This is a genomic window from Lactobacillus melliventris, assembly GCF_042679465.1.
In the GTDB taxonomy this organism is placed as follows: domain Bacteria; phylum Bacillota; class Bacilli; order Lactobacillales; family Lactobacillaceae; genus Lactobacillus; species Lactobacillus melliventris.
Map to the genome: position 1 here is coordinate 85,704 of NZ_JBHTMT010000006.1, position 15,088 is coordinate 100,791.

Annotated in this window: 17 protein-coding genes; 16 read left to right on the forward strand and 1 reads right to left on the reverse strand. The window is 34.8% G+C overall.

All coding sequences use genetic code 11. From position 1 onward, the window contains the following. The first annotated feature begins 4 nt into the window (after positions 1–4). From ACFQ32_RS07650 to ACFQ32_RS07660, 3 genes are read left to right on the forward strand one after another with little or no spacing between them, the layout of a single operon-like run. Complete coding sequence (locus ACFQ32_RS07650; protein WP_046324266.1) at positions 5–814, forward strand: PTS mannose/fructose/sorbose/N-acetylgalactosamine transporter subunit IIC; 810 nt, start codon at positions 5–7, stop codon at positions 812–814. Beyond that, positions 807–1,616: a PTS system mannose/fructose/sorbose family transporter subunit IID gene (locus ACFQ32_RS07655; protein ID WP_046324267.1), complete on the forward strand. Its 810-nt coding sequence runs from the start codon at positions 807–809 to the stop codon at positions 1,614–1,616. Before ACFQ32_RS07650 ends, ACFQ32_RS07655 begins: the two co-directional genes overlap by 8 nt. A 9-nt stretch (positions 1,617–1,625) precedes the next feature. Further along, positions 1,626–2,684, forward strand: a complete 1,059-nt coding sequence (locus ACFQ32_RS07660; RefSeq protein ID WP_046324268.1) for an SIS domain-containing protein — start codon at positions 1,626–1,628, stop codon at positions 2,682–2,684. 65 nt (positions 2,685–2,749) lie between these two features. On the opposite strand, the gene ACFQ32_RS07665 is transcribed toward ACFQ32_RS07660, so the two are convergent. Then, entirely contained in the window at positions 2,750–3,490 is a 741-nt protein-coding gene (locus ACFQ32_RS07665) for a GntR family transcriptional regulator (protein ID WP_046324269.1), read from the reverse strand. Positions 3,491–3,667: 177 nt separating this feature from the next. Between ACFQ32_RS07665 and agaB the strand changes: the two genes are divergently transcribed. The 13 genes from agaB (at position 3,668) to ACFQ32_RS07730 (ending at position 15,074) form a co-directional block, all read left to right on the forward strand. Continuing rightward, positions 3,668–4,144 (forward strand): PTS galactosamine transporter subunit IIB, encoded by a 477-nt coding sequence (agaB, locus tag ACFQ32_RS07670; RefSeq protein ID WP_046324270.1) that lies wholly within the window; start codon positions 3,668–3,670, stop codon positions 4,142–4,144. A gap of 23 nt (positions 4,145–4,167) precedes the next feature. Continuing rightward, positions 4,168–4,965, forward strand: a complete 798-nt coding sequence (gene agaC / locus ACFQ32_RS07675) for a PTS galactosamine transporter subunit IIC (RefSeq protein WP_046324271.1) — start codon at positions 4,168–4,170, stop codon at positions 4,963–4,965. Beyond that, positions 4,955–5,752, forward strand: coding sequence for a PTS galactosamine transporter subunit IID (agaD, locus tag ACFQ32_RS07680; RefSeq protein WP_046324272.1), 798 nt, complete (start codon positions 4,955–4,957; stop codon positions 5,750–5,752). The genes agaC and agaD overlap by 11 nt, the downstream gene beginning before the upstream one ends. A gap of 13 nt (positions 5,753–5,765) precedes the next feature. Next, positions 5,766–6,194: a PTS sugar transporter subunit IIA gene (locus ACFQ32_RS07685; RefSeq protein ID WP_244885252.1), complete on the forward strand. Its 429-nt coding sequence runs from the start codon at positions 5,766–5,768 to the stop codon at positions 6,192–6,194. An 18-nt stretch (positions 6,195–6,212) separates the two neighbouring features. Continuing rightward, entirely contained in the window at positions 6,213–7,289 is a 1,077-nt protein-coding gene (locus ACFQ32_RS07690; RefSeq protein WP_046324274.1) for an SIS domain-containing protein, read from the forward strand. Between the two features lie 191 nt (positions 7,290–7,480). Then, the gene (locus ACFQ32_RS07695) at positions 7,481–9,523 is read left to right on the forward strand and encodes a BglG family transcription antiterminator (RefSeq protein WP_046324275.1); all 2,043 of its coding nucleotides are present in this window, start codon (positions 7,481–7,483) and stop codon (positions 9,521–9,523) included. A 2-nt stretch (positions 9,524–9,525) separates the two neighbouring features. Next, complete coding sequence (locus ACFQ32_RS07700; protein ID WP_046324353.1) at positions 9,526–10,143, forward strand: bifunctional 4-hydroxy-2-oxoglutarate aldolase/2-dehydro-3-deoxy-phosphogluconate aldolase; 618 nt, start codon at positions 9,526–9,528, stop codon at positions 10,141–10,143. A 14-nt stretch (positions 10,144–10,157) separates the two neighbouring features. Then, on the forward strand, positions 10,158–10,631 hold the full coding sequence (locus tag ACFQ32_RS07705; RefSeq protein WP_046324276.1) for a PTS sugar transporter subunit IIA: 474 nt from the start codon (positions 10,158–10,160) through the stop codon (positions 10,629–10,631). Next, on the forward strand, positions 10,624–10,917 hold the full coding sequence (locus ACFQ32_RS07710; protein WP_046324277.1) for a PTS sugar transporter subunit IIB: 294 nt from the start codon (positions 10,624–10,626) through the stop codon (positions 10,915–10,917). The genes ACFQ32_RS07705 and ACFQ32_RS07710 overlap by 8 nt, the downstream gene beginning before the upstream one ends. A gap of 10 nt (positions 10,918–10,927) precedes the next feature. Then, entirely contained in the window at positions 10,928–12,325 is a 1,398-nt protein-coding gene (locus ACFQ32_RS07715; protein WP_046324278.1) for a PTS galactitol transporter subunit IIC, read from the forward strand. 24 nt (positions 12,326–12,349) lie between these two features. Continuing rightward, positions 12,350–13,495, forward strand: coding sequence for a galactonate dehydratase (dgoD, locus tag ACFQ32_RS07720; protein WP_046324279.1), 1,146 nt, complete (start codon positions 12,350–12,352; stop codon positions 13,493–13,495). Positions 13,496–13,500: 5 nt separating this feature from the next. Beyond that, positions 13,501–13,959: a hypothetical protein gene (locus ACFQ32_RS07725; RefSeq protein WP_046324280.1), complete on the forward strand. Its 459-nt coding sequence runs from the start codon at positions 13,501–13,503 to the stop codon at positions 13,957–13,959. Positions 13,960–14,054: 95 nt separating this feature from the next. Further along, positions 14,055–15,074 carry an alpha/beta hydrolase gene (locus tag ACFQ32_RS07730; protein ID WP_046324281.1) on the forward strand — a complete coding sequence of 340 codons (1,020 nt, stop codon included), beginning with the start codon at positions 14,055–14,057 and terminating at the stop codon, positions 15,072–15,074. Positions 15,075–15,088 lie beyond the last annotated feature (14 nt).

A 15,088-nucleotide genomic window follows, 5' to 3' on the forward strand; every position in this document is an offset into this window, starting at 1 on the left:
ACAAATGGTCCAGGCTTTACTAGTAGGTCTTATAGCAGGTATCGGTATGTTGGATGAACGCGTCCTTGGTGCAACCCTGTTTGGACGGCCAATTGTTCTTAGTGTTTTTGTTGGATTAGCTTTAGGTGATATCAAGCAGGGAATTATTATCGGTGCACAACTGGAACTTATCTGGATGGGAATTGCCGGTATCGGTGTTTCTACACCTCCTGATTATGTCACAGGTGGCGTAATCGGTACGGCTCTGGCGATTATTTCGCATAAGGGAATAGGTGTTGCGTTAACAATAGCAGTTCCAGTAGCTGTTTTGGCTTCATATTTAGGAACCTTAGTAAGAGTTGTCAATTTATGGTTTTCCCACAAGGCCGACAAATATGCAGAAACCGCTAATTTTAAAGGTATTAACTTGATGTTGCTTTTACCAACTATTCTATTCTTCTTTAGTGCCTTTGTTCCCACATTCCTGGCCATGCTTTTGGGAGCTTCAAAGATCAATTTGATTATCAATGCAATTCCAAAAGTCATTTTAGATGGCTTAACGGTGGCCGGAAATTTACTTCCAGCAGTTGGATTTGCGCTACTGCTGGATATGCTGTTTTCTAAAAAACTATTTGTATTCTTTTTCCTGGGTTTCTTACTTTGTGCATATTTAAAACTGGACATTACCGGAATAGCTGTGATTGCAATTTGTATGGCAGTCATTATTGTTTTGTTTGGTAATAATGGCAAGAATTCTACAGGAAGTGGGCAAAATAAGTCGGAGTCAAAAGAAGCAAAAGATAATTTGACCGAGGGGGAGATTGATTTTGAATAATAAAAAATTAACCAAAAAAGACTTACATTCAATTTTTTGGAGAGCTTTTGCTTTACAAGGCGGCTTTAATTACGAAAAAATGCAAAATATTGGCTATGTATATGCAATGGAGCCAGTAATTAAAAGGCTATATTCTAGTACTAAAGACCGTGCTGCTGCTTTAAAACGCCACTTGGCCTTGTTCAACTGTACGCCAGCTATGACACCAATGATTATGGGGATTTCTTCAGCAATGGAAGAACAGTATGCCAATAATCCTTCTTCTATGGATCCGGATTCTATCAACTCAGTTAAAGCTGCTCTGATGGCACCTTTTTCTGGAATTGGTGACTCCATTTTCTTTGGTACATTCCGAGTAATTGCTGCGGGAATCGGAGCTTCTTTTGCTAAACAAGGAAGCATCTTAGGTCCAATTCTTTTCTTTGCTTTATATAACTTGCCAGTAACCTTAATTAGGGCTTTTGGCTTGAAATATGGCTATAAATGGGGAGTTGAATCTTTAGACGAGGTCCAAAAAAACGGTGTGATGGATCAAATAATGCAGATTGTAGGAATTATTGGGATGATGGTAGTAGGAGGAATGGTAGCAACTATGCTTCCAGTAACTACTACACTCAAGTTTTCTATGACTGGTGCCACTGTAAAACTACAAACTATTTTAGATCAAGTTATGCCAAAGTTACTGCCTTTACTAGTTACTTTATTGGTATTTTACTTGATTAGAAAGAAGGTAAGTGTTTCAAAGCTAACTGTCGGCGTGTTAATTTTAGGTATTTTATTACATGTGATTGGAATTTTATAAGGAGTAAATATGAACTTAATTCAACAATATATTTCAAGTACGCCAGATCAACTAAAAAAAATAGTAGCTGGAAGTAAAGAACTTTTTGCAAACGTTACAAAAAGAGATATTAAAAAAATCCTTATCACAGGTTCTGGAACAAGCTATCATTCCGGACTGCAGATGCAATCGATAATGCGTAAACGTTCGGGAATTGAAGTCTTATCTCTTTATCCCTTTATGTTTACACCAGACTTTTTCGTAGGAGATAATTCGCACACTTTGTTTATTGGCATTTCTCAGGGAGGAAGCAGCTTTAGTACATTTGATGCCATGAAAACAGCTAAAAAGGCAGGTTGTATCATTGGTACAATGGCTGGTGAAAAAGATGCCTATATTGATCAGATTGCTGATGAGGTTATGACTGTTAATATTGGTGAGGAAAAAGCCGGAGCTAAAACCAAAGGATATTATTCAACAAAATTGAATTTACTTCTTTTGGCTGAATACATTGGTTTGGCAAATGGTAACCTTAGTCAGACTCAATTTGAACAGGATTTACAAGATCTAAATACTACTTTAGATCTATTTCCACATGCATATAAAAGAGCATATGACTGGGTTGAAGAACATAAAGAAAAGCTGGCAAAGATGGATAATCTGCGTGTAGTAGGACCTGGCATGCTTTATGGAGATGTTTTGGAAGATGCTTTGAAAGTATTGGAAACTTGCAGGCTCCCAGTAACGGGATATGATTTCGATGAATTCATTCATGGTATTTATAATGCAATGAATGAAAAGTCAACCGTAATAATTTTAGATAATGGCACTGAATCACGCTGCCAAAAAATGCTTGAAGTATTGGGAGATTGGACGAATAATCTTTATTTAGTTGATACATCTGCTGCAAATTCGGGCAATCATTTTGGCTATGATGTTCAAGTGCCACAAGATTTTGAAACTTTTATTTTTCCAATGTTGTTACAGGTAATGGCGTCAATCGTTCCAACAGAATTAGGCTATGATCCTAACTCTCCTAAAGACCCGAATTTCCATATGAAATTAGGTAGTAAAAAATTTAATCAATAAGTAGTTTCATTTATTAGAATATTAGCTATTTTAAAAGCCAGTTTACTAATAGCTGGCTTTTTGCTTTAGCCAATTTCATCTTTTTCTTGATGTAAGTAATTATGGTTATAAATAAATTGATCACCACGCGCAACGCAATAAGTATATTCAATGGGAATGTGTCTGTTATTAAAAGATGTTCTTTTTACTTTTAAACATGGTGCATCGCAACTAACTTTTAGTAGTTTGGCATCTTTTGCCTGAATTAAACTGGCTTGAATTGCCTCGTTAACTATACGGACTGTTTGGTGAAAATTTGCTTTCATTATTAAATACAAAGAATTTTGAGTTAGCTGTTCGATGGTAAGAGTGGAAAATTTTTCATAAGGAAGATAAGTTCTTTCTATCATCATTGGCTGTTTGTCTGCAGCTCTTAAAAATTTTAATTTAATAACTTTTTCACCTTGTTTAATATTAAATTTTGAAGCCAAAAAGCTATCTGAATTAAAAATTTTAAATTCCAACAAATCAGTTTGAGGAGTTTTTCCTATGGCTTTCATATGGTCAGTAAAACTATAGATGTCATTAAGAGGAGTTAATGGCGATTTTTCTGAAACAAAGGTGCCTTTGCCATGAATCTTATAAATGTATCCTCTCTTTTCGAGCTCATCTAGCGCCCTTCTTACAGTATATCTGCTTATTTTCAGTCGTAAAGAAATATCCCGTTCACTTAAAAGTTTTTGGTCTTTTTTCATATTGTTTTGAATGTAATTTTTTAAGAAAGCTACTAATTTTAAATAAATTGGTTGTTTTGAATATTTTTCCATAAAAATTCCTAATCTTGTGGTACGAACCACTACTAAATAAATTTAGAATTAAGAGATCCTATACGTATAAGTATTATAACAAAGATCGGCAACAATTGTACTGTTGACAATGTCATCGCTTTCAATTATTATATTTTTATGATGGTCTGGACCATATAAGATCATAGGAGGTAAAACATGAGTGAACCAAATATTTTGTTGACAAGAATTGATAACAGACTTGTTCACGGACAGGTTGGAGTTATTTGGACTAGTTCTATAGGAGCTAATCTGTTATTAGTGGCAAATGATGATGTAGCCAACGATCCTTTGCAACAGAAGTTAATGAAGAGCACTTCTGAAACTTCTGGAGCTCAGATAAGATTTTTCTCAATTGAAAAAACAATTAAGATCATTGGTAAGGCAGCTCCAAGGCAAAAGATTTTTATAATTGTTAAAACACCAAAAGACGCTGTTAGACTGGTTGAAGGCGGAGTGCCAATAAAAGAGATAGATGTCGGTAATATGCATTTTTCAGCTGGTAAAGAAAAAGTTACGGATAAAGTCTATGTCGATCAAAATGATAAAGACGATTTAATGAAATTAGTTCATGATAATGTCAACATTTATATCCAAGACGTACCTGGAGATAAGAAGACAGCAATTGACTTTTAAGTAGTCAGAATCTGGAGGAACAAATGCAAATAACTTTTTTACAGGGGATTTTGCTAAGCATCTTTGGTGCTATAGCGGGTCTAGACTCCTATACAGAAGCTTTATATATTTTTAGACCAATAATTAGTTGTGCCGTAACTGGTTTAATTCTGGGTGATCCTGTAACTGGACTTTTAGCAGGCGGAATTGCAGAACTTACCTTTGCTGGACTAACAAACGCAGGAGGAACACAACCGCCCAACCCGGCAGTTTGCGGAATTATGACAGTAGTTATTGCTCATACTACTAAGGTTGCGCCAGCTACTGCAGTTGGCTTGTCATTGCCTTTTGCCATGCTTATGCAATACATTATTTTGATGTACTATTCATTGTTTTCGGGTTTCATGCCTACTATGGATAAAGCAGCACAAAATGCAGACACTGGAAAATTTAATAAATTTATTTACTTTTCAATGTTTGTAATGGCTGCAACGTTCTTTGTAATTATTTTCTTATCCGCTTATGCTGCTCAAGGTCCAATGGCCGCTTTGGTTAAAGCAATGCCAAAATGGCTAATTCACGGCTTTGAGTTAGCAGGAGGTGCATTACCGGCAGTAGGATTTGCTATGCTGCTTAAGGTTTTACTAAGGGTCAATTATGTTCCTTACTTACTTTTAGGATTTGTAATTGCCAGCTTTATTAACTATTCCAACGTATTGCCTGCAGCTGTAATAGGTATTGTTTTTGCTATGATTGACTTCTTTAACAATAAGCAACATCAGAAATTGCAAGCACAAATTGATGAAGTAAAGGAAAACGGAGGTAGTGAAGATGGAATCTAACTCAAACAAAAAATATACCAAAGTAAGTAAAAACGATATTACTAAATTAGGATTGAGATCTTCACTATTTCAATTAGGATTTAACTATGAAAGAATGCAGGCACCTGGATGGACTTGGACTCAAATTCCTGTTTGGAAGAAAATATTTGGGGATGATAAAGAGGCCATGTCAGAAGCTATGGTTGATAATATGAACTTTATCAATACCAGTCCGCCACTTGTGCCAATCTTGTTAGGATTACTAACAAGTATGGAAGAAAAAAGGGTTGATCGTAAAACAATTAGTGGTTTGAAAAACGCCCTCTTTGCGCCTTTAGCCGGAATTGGTGATGCAATTTACTGGTTTACAATTATGCCAATTGTGGGCGGGATCTGTGCATCTTTTGCTTCAAAAGGTAATCCGCTTGGGCCGATTATTTTCTTCTTGGTATATCTGGGAATATTTTTATGCCGCATTCCTTTTGCCCATCTTGGTTATGACATGGGAACTAAAGCAATTGATGTAATTCAGGAAAATTCGACCATTATTTCTAAGTCAGCTTCAATCATGGGTTTGACGGTAATTGGCGCTTTAATTAGTTCTTATGTTACCTTGTCTTTAAAGGTAAAAATAGGCAGTGTTTCTCTTCAAAAGGACTTTCTGGATAAGGTATTTCCTAACATACTGCCATTAGGATTTACATTTTTCCTATATTGGCTACTTAAGAAAAAGGAAGTCTCTCCAATTGTCTTAATAGTTGTTGTCTTTACTTTATGTATTGCTTGTTCATTTTTTGGAATTATGTAAGTGAGGAATGAATGTGAGTAATATCAAACTTATCGTAGTTGGACATGGTAAATTTGCATCCGGCTTACAAAGTTCTCTTGAATTGTTTGTAGGTAAAAAGGAAGAGCATAATTTTATTGATTTTACTAAAGAAATGAGTGAAATTGACCTACAAGAAAAAATTTCCGCACAAGTTGGAAAAGAAGAGACAGTAATTTTTACTGATATGCTGGGTGGAACGCCTTATAAAGAAGCAGCCAAGATAGCCTATGATAACGAAAACGTTGGGGTTGTATCAGGTTGCAACTTGAGTTCACTGCTTGAAACTACGTACAAGGAATATACTAGTAAAGAAGCGTTGATGCAGGATCTAGTTAATATCACCAAAGAAACAGCGCAAGTTTTTGATAAAAATGATTTAAATGATGAGTCTGATGAAAATGACTTTTCAGATGGTATATAAAAAGGGATTGTAATTATTATGAAGAGTATGGAATATTACATTAAGTCTGAGGCCGATACGTATAGTAAAATCTTTAAAAACTATCAGGAATTATTGGGGCCGCTAGTTGAAAAATATAAGGCAAATCAAGCAAAATATAATTCAGTTGTTTTATTTGCGACCGGCTCCAGCTCTAATGCCGCCTATGGTGCTGTACCTTATATGACTGAAAGATTAGGTATTCCTGTTTATGTTGAGGAGCCTTCAATTGCTGCTAACTATCATAGTAAGTTTAGAGACGATATTCTTTATGTTGCAATTTCACAAGGTGGTCATAGTGCATCAACTATCAAAGTAGTTAAAGAATTAGTTGCCAAAAAAATTGATGTCTTTGTTTTGACCAGTGACCCGGATAGTCCAATTGCTCAAACGGATGCGCAAATAATTCTCATGGGTATGGGAATCGAAGAGATGCCATATGTAACGTTAGGATATAGTGTTACTATTTTATTATTGATTCTCTTTGCAGCAGAGTCTTCTTTTCAAACCGGTAAAATTGCGCAAACAGATTATGATAATGATAAAAACGAAATAGGTTTGATAATCAATAACTTGCCTGAAGTTGTTGCAGTTTCTGAAAAGTGGACTGATCAGTACTTAGCACAAAATTCTGATATTAAGAGAATATTTTTTATAGGTTATGGTGCGGCATATGGTGTAGCACGCGAAGGTGAAACCAAGGTAACAGAAACAGTGCACATAACGGCTCAAGGTAAAGAGCTCGAAGAATATATGCATGGTCCGTATATTGGACTTCACAGTTCAGATCATTTTGTCTTTATTGAGCCCCAAGGAAAATTGGAGCAAAGATCGCAAAAGTTGCAGAAGTTTTTACAGCTTCATTGTAAAAATCTAGCGCTTATAGCTAAAAAAGCTGTTTCTTCTGCAGATCTTAACGTGTTAAATTTAAACACAGATGTAAATGAGTTGCTCACAGCTTTATTTATGACTATTCCTGTTCACTTGCTGGCATATAAACTATCTAAATCCAAAAAAATTGATTTGGAGCATCCTACCTATCCTGAATTCGATGAAATTACTAAATCAAAAATATAAATAAAAGTTTTTCATTTAGACCTGATCCCATATTTAATTAGGATTCAGGCCTTTTTGTTTTGGCTTTTTTTATAGTTAGCAAAAATACTTTTGTCTAGGTAGGGACTGTAAGTATACATATCTTGTTATGAAAGCGAATTTGTTGGCCTAAAAATTACCCTAAAATAGAATCTGAAAGGGGGAGAATTGAAGTGAATGAGAGGATCCAAGAAATAATTTCCCTTTTATTAGAAAAACCAGATATTAAAGTAACGGAGATGATGGATAAATTAGCTTTAACAAGAAGACAAGTAAATTATACTATTGGTCTAATTAATGAGGATTTAAAGGCGCATGGGTTAAGTCCTATTAAAAGGCACAGCAATGGTACATTTACCTATACTGATAAATTGCAAGAATTACTCGTTGCAGACAAAAATTTAAATAATAATTTTCCCAATAAAAATCGAGCGGAAATGATACTGCTTTATCTAATTTGTAACGTTGACTATGTTTCGTTAGATGATCTGACCGCAATTGTTCATTATAGCAAAACGACAATTCTCCAGGATCTTAAGATTGCAGAGCAGATAGTGAATAAATATCACCTCAATTTAAAATACAATCGCTCTAGAGGATACTTTTTGCAAGGTTCTGAAGAACAGATTTTAAGGTTGGCTACCAACATAATTTTGCAAAGTTCTGATAATTTAGCGGGAAATTTACTGGAAAAATTTGCTATTAATAAAGATATTGTAAAAATATCATTAAATTTGATTACAAAATTTGAAGCTAAATTTCAAGTCTCATTTTCTGATAAATATTTCAATAATTTAAAACTTTTAGTACAAATTATTGTGTCTAGAGGATTAGTTTGCAAAAGTGGTCTTAAAGTTGATGGGTTTATCGCAAAAACAAAAGAATATCAATATTTGAGGAAACTAACCGAGTTAAGCAATATTAGCGACTTTTACATAAAATGGATTGCCTTGGAAATTTTATCTTCTAACGTTTTCGATAAAAATAATTCAGAATATAGTCCAGATGAAATTGAACTATTTGGCTTTGTTCATCAGATCGTGGAGGGTTTTAAGTCAAGAACACTGGTTAATATCCAAGATCAGTCACGATTTGAAAAAAGGCTGTTAAATCATTTAAGACCGGCATGTTTTCGTGTTAAGTATCGCTTGCCAAGTATTGAAACATTGAATCTTGATAATGACAAGGATGAGCAGCTTCTTGTAAATATCATTAAAGATTTAATTAAGCCCTTAGAGCAATGGATCGGAACTAAGTTTTCCGAAGATGAAGTTAAGCTGTTAACTTACTACTTTGGTTATTTGCTTTTCGATAATGCCAACTCTCAAAAAATCAGTAACGCCAAGTATAATGCCGTTGTGGTTTGTTCTAATGGAATAATAATGTCTAATATTTTGATCAAGATCTTAAAAAATATTTTTCCGGAAATAAGTTTTCTAGGCACTATGTCTTCAAGGGAATTTTCCGAGTCAGATCATGACTTTAACGTTGTATTTTCAAATATGCCCTTAAAAACTAAATTACACAATTATATTGTAAAACCCAACATGACTTCTACTGAAAAAACCACTTTACGCTATCGGGTATTGAAAGATTTGGGATTAGAAAAGGTTGACTATCAATTAAATGCACTTTTAAATTTAATAGCAAAATATGCCAAAGTTAATAATGAAGCAAAATTACGTAATGAAATTATAAGTATTTTACTGTCAGATTCTGAAAAAAATGATAGGAAAGGAGAAGATGCAGGTGAGTTACCAAATTTATTGAGTTACATCAAAGAAAAATATATTAAGGTAATTAGTTCTAAAAAAACAGACTGGAAAGATGCTCTGTATCAAGCACTGGAACCTTTAATTGAGGACAACAAGGTAGAAGACCAGTACTATTTCGAACTGGTTGATCAAATATCTAATCGATATAACTATAGTTTTTTAGGTCAAGATATTGCTATACCGCATGCGGTTCCTGAAAAAGGAATAAAGGATGATGGAATTTCTCTATTAATTTCGCATTATCCTATTAAATTACCGTATGGTAAAAAAGTCAGAATAATTGCTCCCATTGCTTTTTTTCATATGGACAAGTATCTAAATGCAATTAATCAGCTAGCAGATTTGTCTACAAATGATAGAGAAATTAATAAATTACTGAATACTAATACTTCTGAACAGGCATTTACAATCCTTAAAGAATATGTAGAAAGAGGCGAATGAATGTGAAAGTAGAAAACTATCCCAAATATACTATTATTATGCGCAATTATTCTTCGATGCAGTCTAATGCAGTACTTCAAGCTCTAGAAGGACTGGAAGATGAGTTTGCTGTTGAAGTAACTATGAATACCCATCAAGCCATTGAAGAAATAAAAGAATTGAATTCAAAGTTTGGTAAAAAAATTTTAATTGGTGCTGGTACTGTCCTGACTTTTTCAGAGGAAATTGCTGCAATAGATGCAGGTGCAAAATTTATTTTAAGTGCCTGCCAATTTACTAAGGCAATGATTGAATATGCTAAAAAGCGCGGAGTAGTAACTATTCCAGGTGTTATGACGCCTACTGAAGTTTTTAGAATGGATAGTTATGGTGCTGATATCATTAAAGTTTTTCCAGCAGTTGATATAGGACCAAGATTTTTCAAGGATATACAAGCTCCTCTGGGGAAATTGCGCTTAATGGCGGTAGGTGGAATTTCAGAAAAGAATATCCACGAATTTTTTGAAAATGAAGCTCAATATGTGGGTATTGGTTCTAACGCATTTAATAAAGAAGATTTAAAAAGTTTAAATATTGCCAATTTACATCAATCATTAGTAAATCTGGTAAAAAAATCATAAGTTGGAGAAGCGGATTGGAAAATATTATTTTAAATGAAGATTTAATTTATAGAAATATTGATTTTAAGACTAGTAGAGAAATTGAAACTTTTTTGGCCGATCAATTATATGAAAATGGGTATGTCAAAGAAGGTTATAAGAAGGCTTTACTAGAAAGAGAACAAAAATTTCCAACAGGATTACCTTCTTCACAACCAGCTATTGCAATTCCGCATGCAAATGCTGACTTGGTTAATAAAACTACTTTAGCAATTGCAACACTGAAAGAGCCAGTTGAATTTAAAAATATGGGAAATACAAAGGAAGATATTCCTGTAAGAATAGTAATCATGTTGGTTATCGCGGAACCGCACAGCCAGGTAAAAATGTTGCAGAAGGTTGCGGATATTGTACAAAACGAAAAATTAAGAAAAGAGTTTTTGCAGGCTGAAACAAAGCAAAAATTATTAAAGCTTATTCAGTCAGCTATAGGAGATAAAAATGACTAAACATATATTGGTTGCATGTGGAAATGGCATTGCAACATCAACAGTAGTTGCCAGCAAAATAAAAAAATATTTATCTGAAAATGGTATTGATGTTCAAACAACGCAAACCAGGTTAACAGAGGTACCAAGTAAGGTTGCAAACTATGACCTTTTGGTAACAACTGGTCAATTCAGTGGGGATACGCATGGCACCCCCTACATTCTAGGATTGTCCCTATTAACAGGAGTTGGCGCTGATAAAACTTTGAGTGAAATAGAAGATGCTTTAACAAAGCAAGAATCCTAGGAGGAAAATTATGTGGTCACAAATCGCCAATGGATTTATGGCGGGTTTCCAATTTATCATTAATTGCGGCCCAACCGTTATGCTTCCGATAATTATTACAATAGTAGGGTTAATATTTGGCTTGAAAATATCGGCAGCTTTTAAGTCAGGCCTTACGTTGGGAATAGGCTTTGCCGGCATCAAGCTGGTGCTAGACTTTATGACGACTAATATCGGCCCTGCAGCAAAAGCAATGGTGGAAAGGACGCATGTTCACCTGAATGCTTTAGATGTTGGCTGGGGATCAATTGCTGCAGTTACTTGGGCATCACCTATTATTGCAATTTTAATTTTTGTAATTTTATTCATTAATATTATTTTATTGATTTTAAAAGCTACACATACTCTAGACGTTGATATTTGGAATTACCATCATATGGCTATAGTAGGTATTATGGTTTACTTTGTTACCAAAAGCGTTTTATTGGCTGTTGGTAGTGTTGCCGTCATGGCAATTGTCACTTTTAAAATGTCTGACTGGTCACAACCGATGGTCCAAAAATTTTTCAATATTCCAGGTGTTTCATTACCAACTGTGTCTGCCCTGTCATCACTTGTGATTGCTGTGCCTTTAAACTGGCTTCTGGATAAGATTCCATTTTTTAGAAAATCAAAGTTTAGTATTAAAGATGCGCAAAAATATCTAGGATTTTTTGGTGATTCCATGATTATGGGTCTACTAATTGGTCTGGCTATCGGCATTTTTGCTGGATACGGTTTACAGCAGATTTTGCAATTAGGTGTTAGCATGTCTGCCGTATTGGTGCTGATCCCTAAGATGACCTCAATGTTCATGGAAGGGTTAATGCCTATTTCTGAATCAGCTCAAAAATGGTCACAAAAGAAATTTAAGGGTAGGAAACTCTTTATTGGTTTGGATGCAGCTGTTATTGTTGGTAATCCAGATGTAATTACAACTGCTTTAATTATTATTCCATTAACTATTGCTATGGCTGTTGTTTTGCCAGGTAACCGTGTTTTACCATTTGCTGATTTGGCGGTTGTTCCATTTAGGGTAGCCATGGTTGTGGCACTAACTAATGGTAATCTGCTCAAAAATATAGTTATTGGATTGGCTGTCACTGCTTCACTACTATGGTGTGGTTCAGCAACTTCACCGGTTTTAACGGCTATTGCTAAATCAGTGGGGATCAAATTATCTACTGGCGGCAGTCTGTTAATTTCATCTTTTGCTGCCACTTCAATGATTCAAAGCTTTATAGTTTATTTTTGCTTTACTTGGCATCCTGAGTTTTGCGTTCCCATTTTATTAATTGTGATTGCACTGATCTGGTACTACTTTGATAAAGTTAAACACATCAACAAAGAAGCCGAAGCAGCAGAAAATGCTATGAAGACAAAAGATTAGCTTTAGATATGAGGATAAATTATTATGAAGATTTCTGATTTTGTTGTTTATAAAGTAAAGCCCAGATGGATTTTTATTAAGATTAATACTGATGAGGGTATTTCCGGCTGGGGAGAACTAGTTTCTGGCACTAAAACTGAAACTGTTGTGGCTGGCGTAAAAGAAATGTGCAGCAAGTTAATTGGCAAAAATCCTTTTGAAATTGAAAGAATATGGCAACGACTTCATCGTTCATTCTTTCGCGGTGGTCCAATTAATGGCACTGCAATTTCTGGTATAGAAATGGCTTTGTGGGATATTAAAGGCAAGGCTTTAAATTTGCCTGTTTACGAACTTTTGGGCGGAGCCGTGAGGGATAAAATTAAAGTCTATTCTTGGATTGGCGGAGATCGTCCATCTGATGTGGTAGCAATGGCTCAGAAGCGCTGGGATAAAGGCTTCAGAGCGGTGAAAATGAATGCCACTTCTGAAATGCATTACATTGATTCACTGGAAAAGGTAGACGCTGCTGTTGAAAGGGTTGCTTCTATTCGAGAAAAGTTTGGCAATGCCATGTCTATTGGAATTGACTTTCATGGTCGCGTGCACAAACCCATGGCAAAAGTTTTGGCTAAAGCTTTGGAAGAATATCATCCAATGTTTATTGAAGAGCCAGTTTTGCCCGAAAACGAAGAGTATTTTGCTCAAATTGCAAATGAAGTCTCGACTCCAATTGCAACAGGAGAAAGGCTATATACCAGATGGGGATTTAAAAATATTTTCAAACAAGGTGCAGTTGATATAGTTCAGCCAGATATTTCACTTTGTGGTGGTTTACTGGAAGAGCGTAAAATAGCTGCAATGGCAGAAGCATGTGATATGGCCGTTGCGCCTCATGCTCCGTATGGTCCTGTAGCGTTAGCTGCCACTTTCCAAGTTGACGCTTGCACGCCAAACGTGTTTATTCAGGAGCAGAGTTTAGGAATTCACTATAATCAAGGATTTGACTTGCTTGATTTCGTAAAGAATAAAGAAATTTTTCAGTATAAAGACAGTTTCGTTGATATTCCTAAAGGACCAGGTCTTGGAATTGAAATGGATGAAGATAAGATCAAAGAAGTAGCTCAAGAAGGACTAGTGTGGAATAATCCATCTTGGGTTAATTATGATGGTACTATTGCTGAATGGTAAGATAAATGGACGAAGCAGTGATAATACTAGGATTCGTTCTGATTATAATTGTTAACGGTCTTAAAAATGCAAAAAAAATTATTTTTAAAGCCCGTACTAATTATGTAAGAATGACAATGGCAGTGATTGTCTCAGTCATGATAGTTATCTTGTTTTGGTCACAGGCAAAATATGCCAAGTTAGAACTGATTTCAATAATCTTGCTAATATTATTTTGTGGCTTTGCTCCGGAAGGCTTAGGTAATAATCAGGTTTTTATGATTGGCAGCCTGAACAGTAATTTAGCTAAATATCAAAAAATAGAACTTGAGCCTGAAGATAAGAATGATAATTTTACTAGAATTCACTTTTATATCCGAAAAAATAATTCAACCTGCTTGGTTGTTAAAGGCAGTGTTGAAACCACCAAGAAATATTTCCTCACAAAAACAAATTGCTCAGATAAAGTTCAAGTTAAAAGCTAATCATCACAATTATTTATATGAAGTATTTCTTTTAAATGTTAGTATATTATTAAAGTAGAGAAATACATTTGGCTTAAAATCTTGGAGGGATAATCATGATTATCAAAAATACGACTTATGGAGAAAAATGGGGCTTATTGGACCCTAAGGTTTTAGAAAGAACTAAAAATAAACCAGCTCTTTCTGACAAAAAAGCCATGGGTCCTATTGATTTAAGCACTATCGACTTCCAAAATGTAAGAGATGGTATGGGTTCACCCAATAAAGATTTGACCAACTCACAAATTAGTGAAAAAAGCATTTTGATTCAATGTCAAAACAGGTATATACCTGCTATAGTATGCAGACCTGCCGGTGAGCAGCCAACACTTAATGCCTGTTTATATCTGCATGGTGGTGGATTTATTGGAGGCAATAGTTCCACATTACTAAATCAGTGCCGGTTAATTGTGGAGCAAGCTAACTGCACTGTTATTTCTCTTGATTATCGCTTGGCTCCTGAAACTCCCTTTCCAGGTGCATTGCATGATTCTTGTGAAGCAGTGGAGTGGATTGTTAGCCACCAAGAATATTTAGGTTTTGAAAATTCACAAATCTTTGTTGCAGGTGACAGTGCTGGAGGCAACTTAGCCGTTGGATGTGGGCTACTTGATGAAAATCATTACATAAAGCATGTAATTTCAATTTATGGTGCGCTTGATTTACAGAAAATTTCTCAAACACTTTATCACTGGGATTATTCGTTATACGAAATGAATAAGGAGCATAAAAATTTCATTCATACCAGATTAAACAAAATAATGTATATTACCAACTTAATGAGGTCTCTTTATATTGAGAGTGAGTTAGTTACAGACCCACTAATTAGTCCAGTATATGCACAAGATTTTAAGAATCTGCCAAGTATCACTTTAATAGAAGCAGAGTTTGACTACTTTTTACCTAGTAATAAATATTTTGCCAGATTATTACAAAAGTATGGCAAAGAATATCAAGAAATTTTGTATAAAGGGCTTGATCATGGCTTTTTTGACCGTTTAGGTTATTTAGAGCAAACTAAAGAAGCCTGTTTGGACATTGCTCGGATTATTAAAGATAAAGGCGCAAAAATATAAAATATAATTTAACG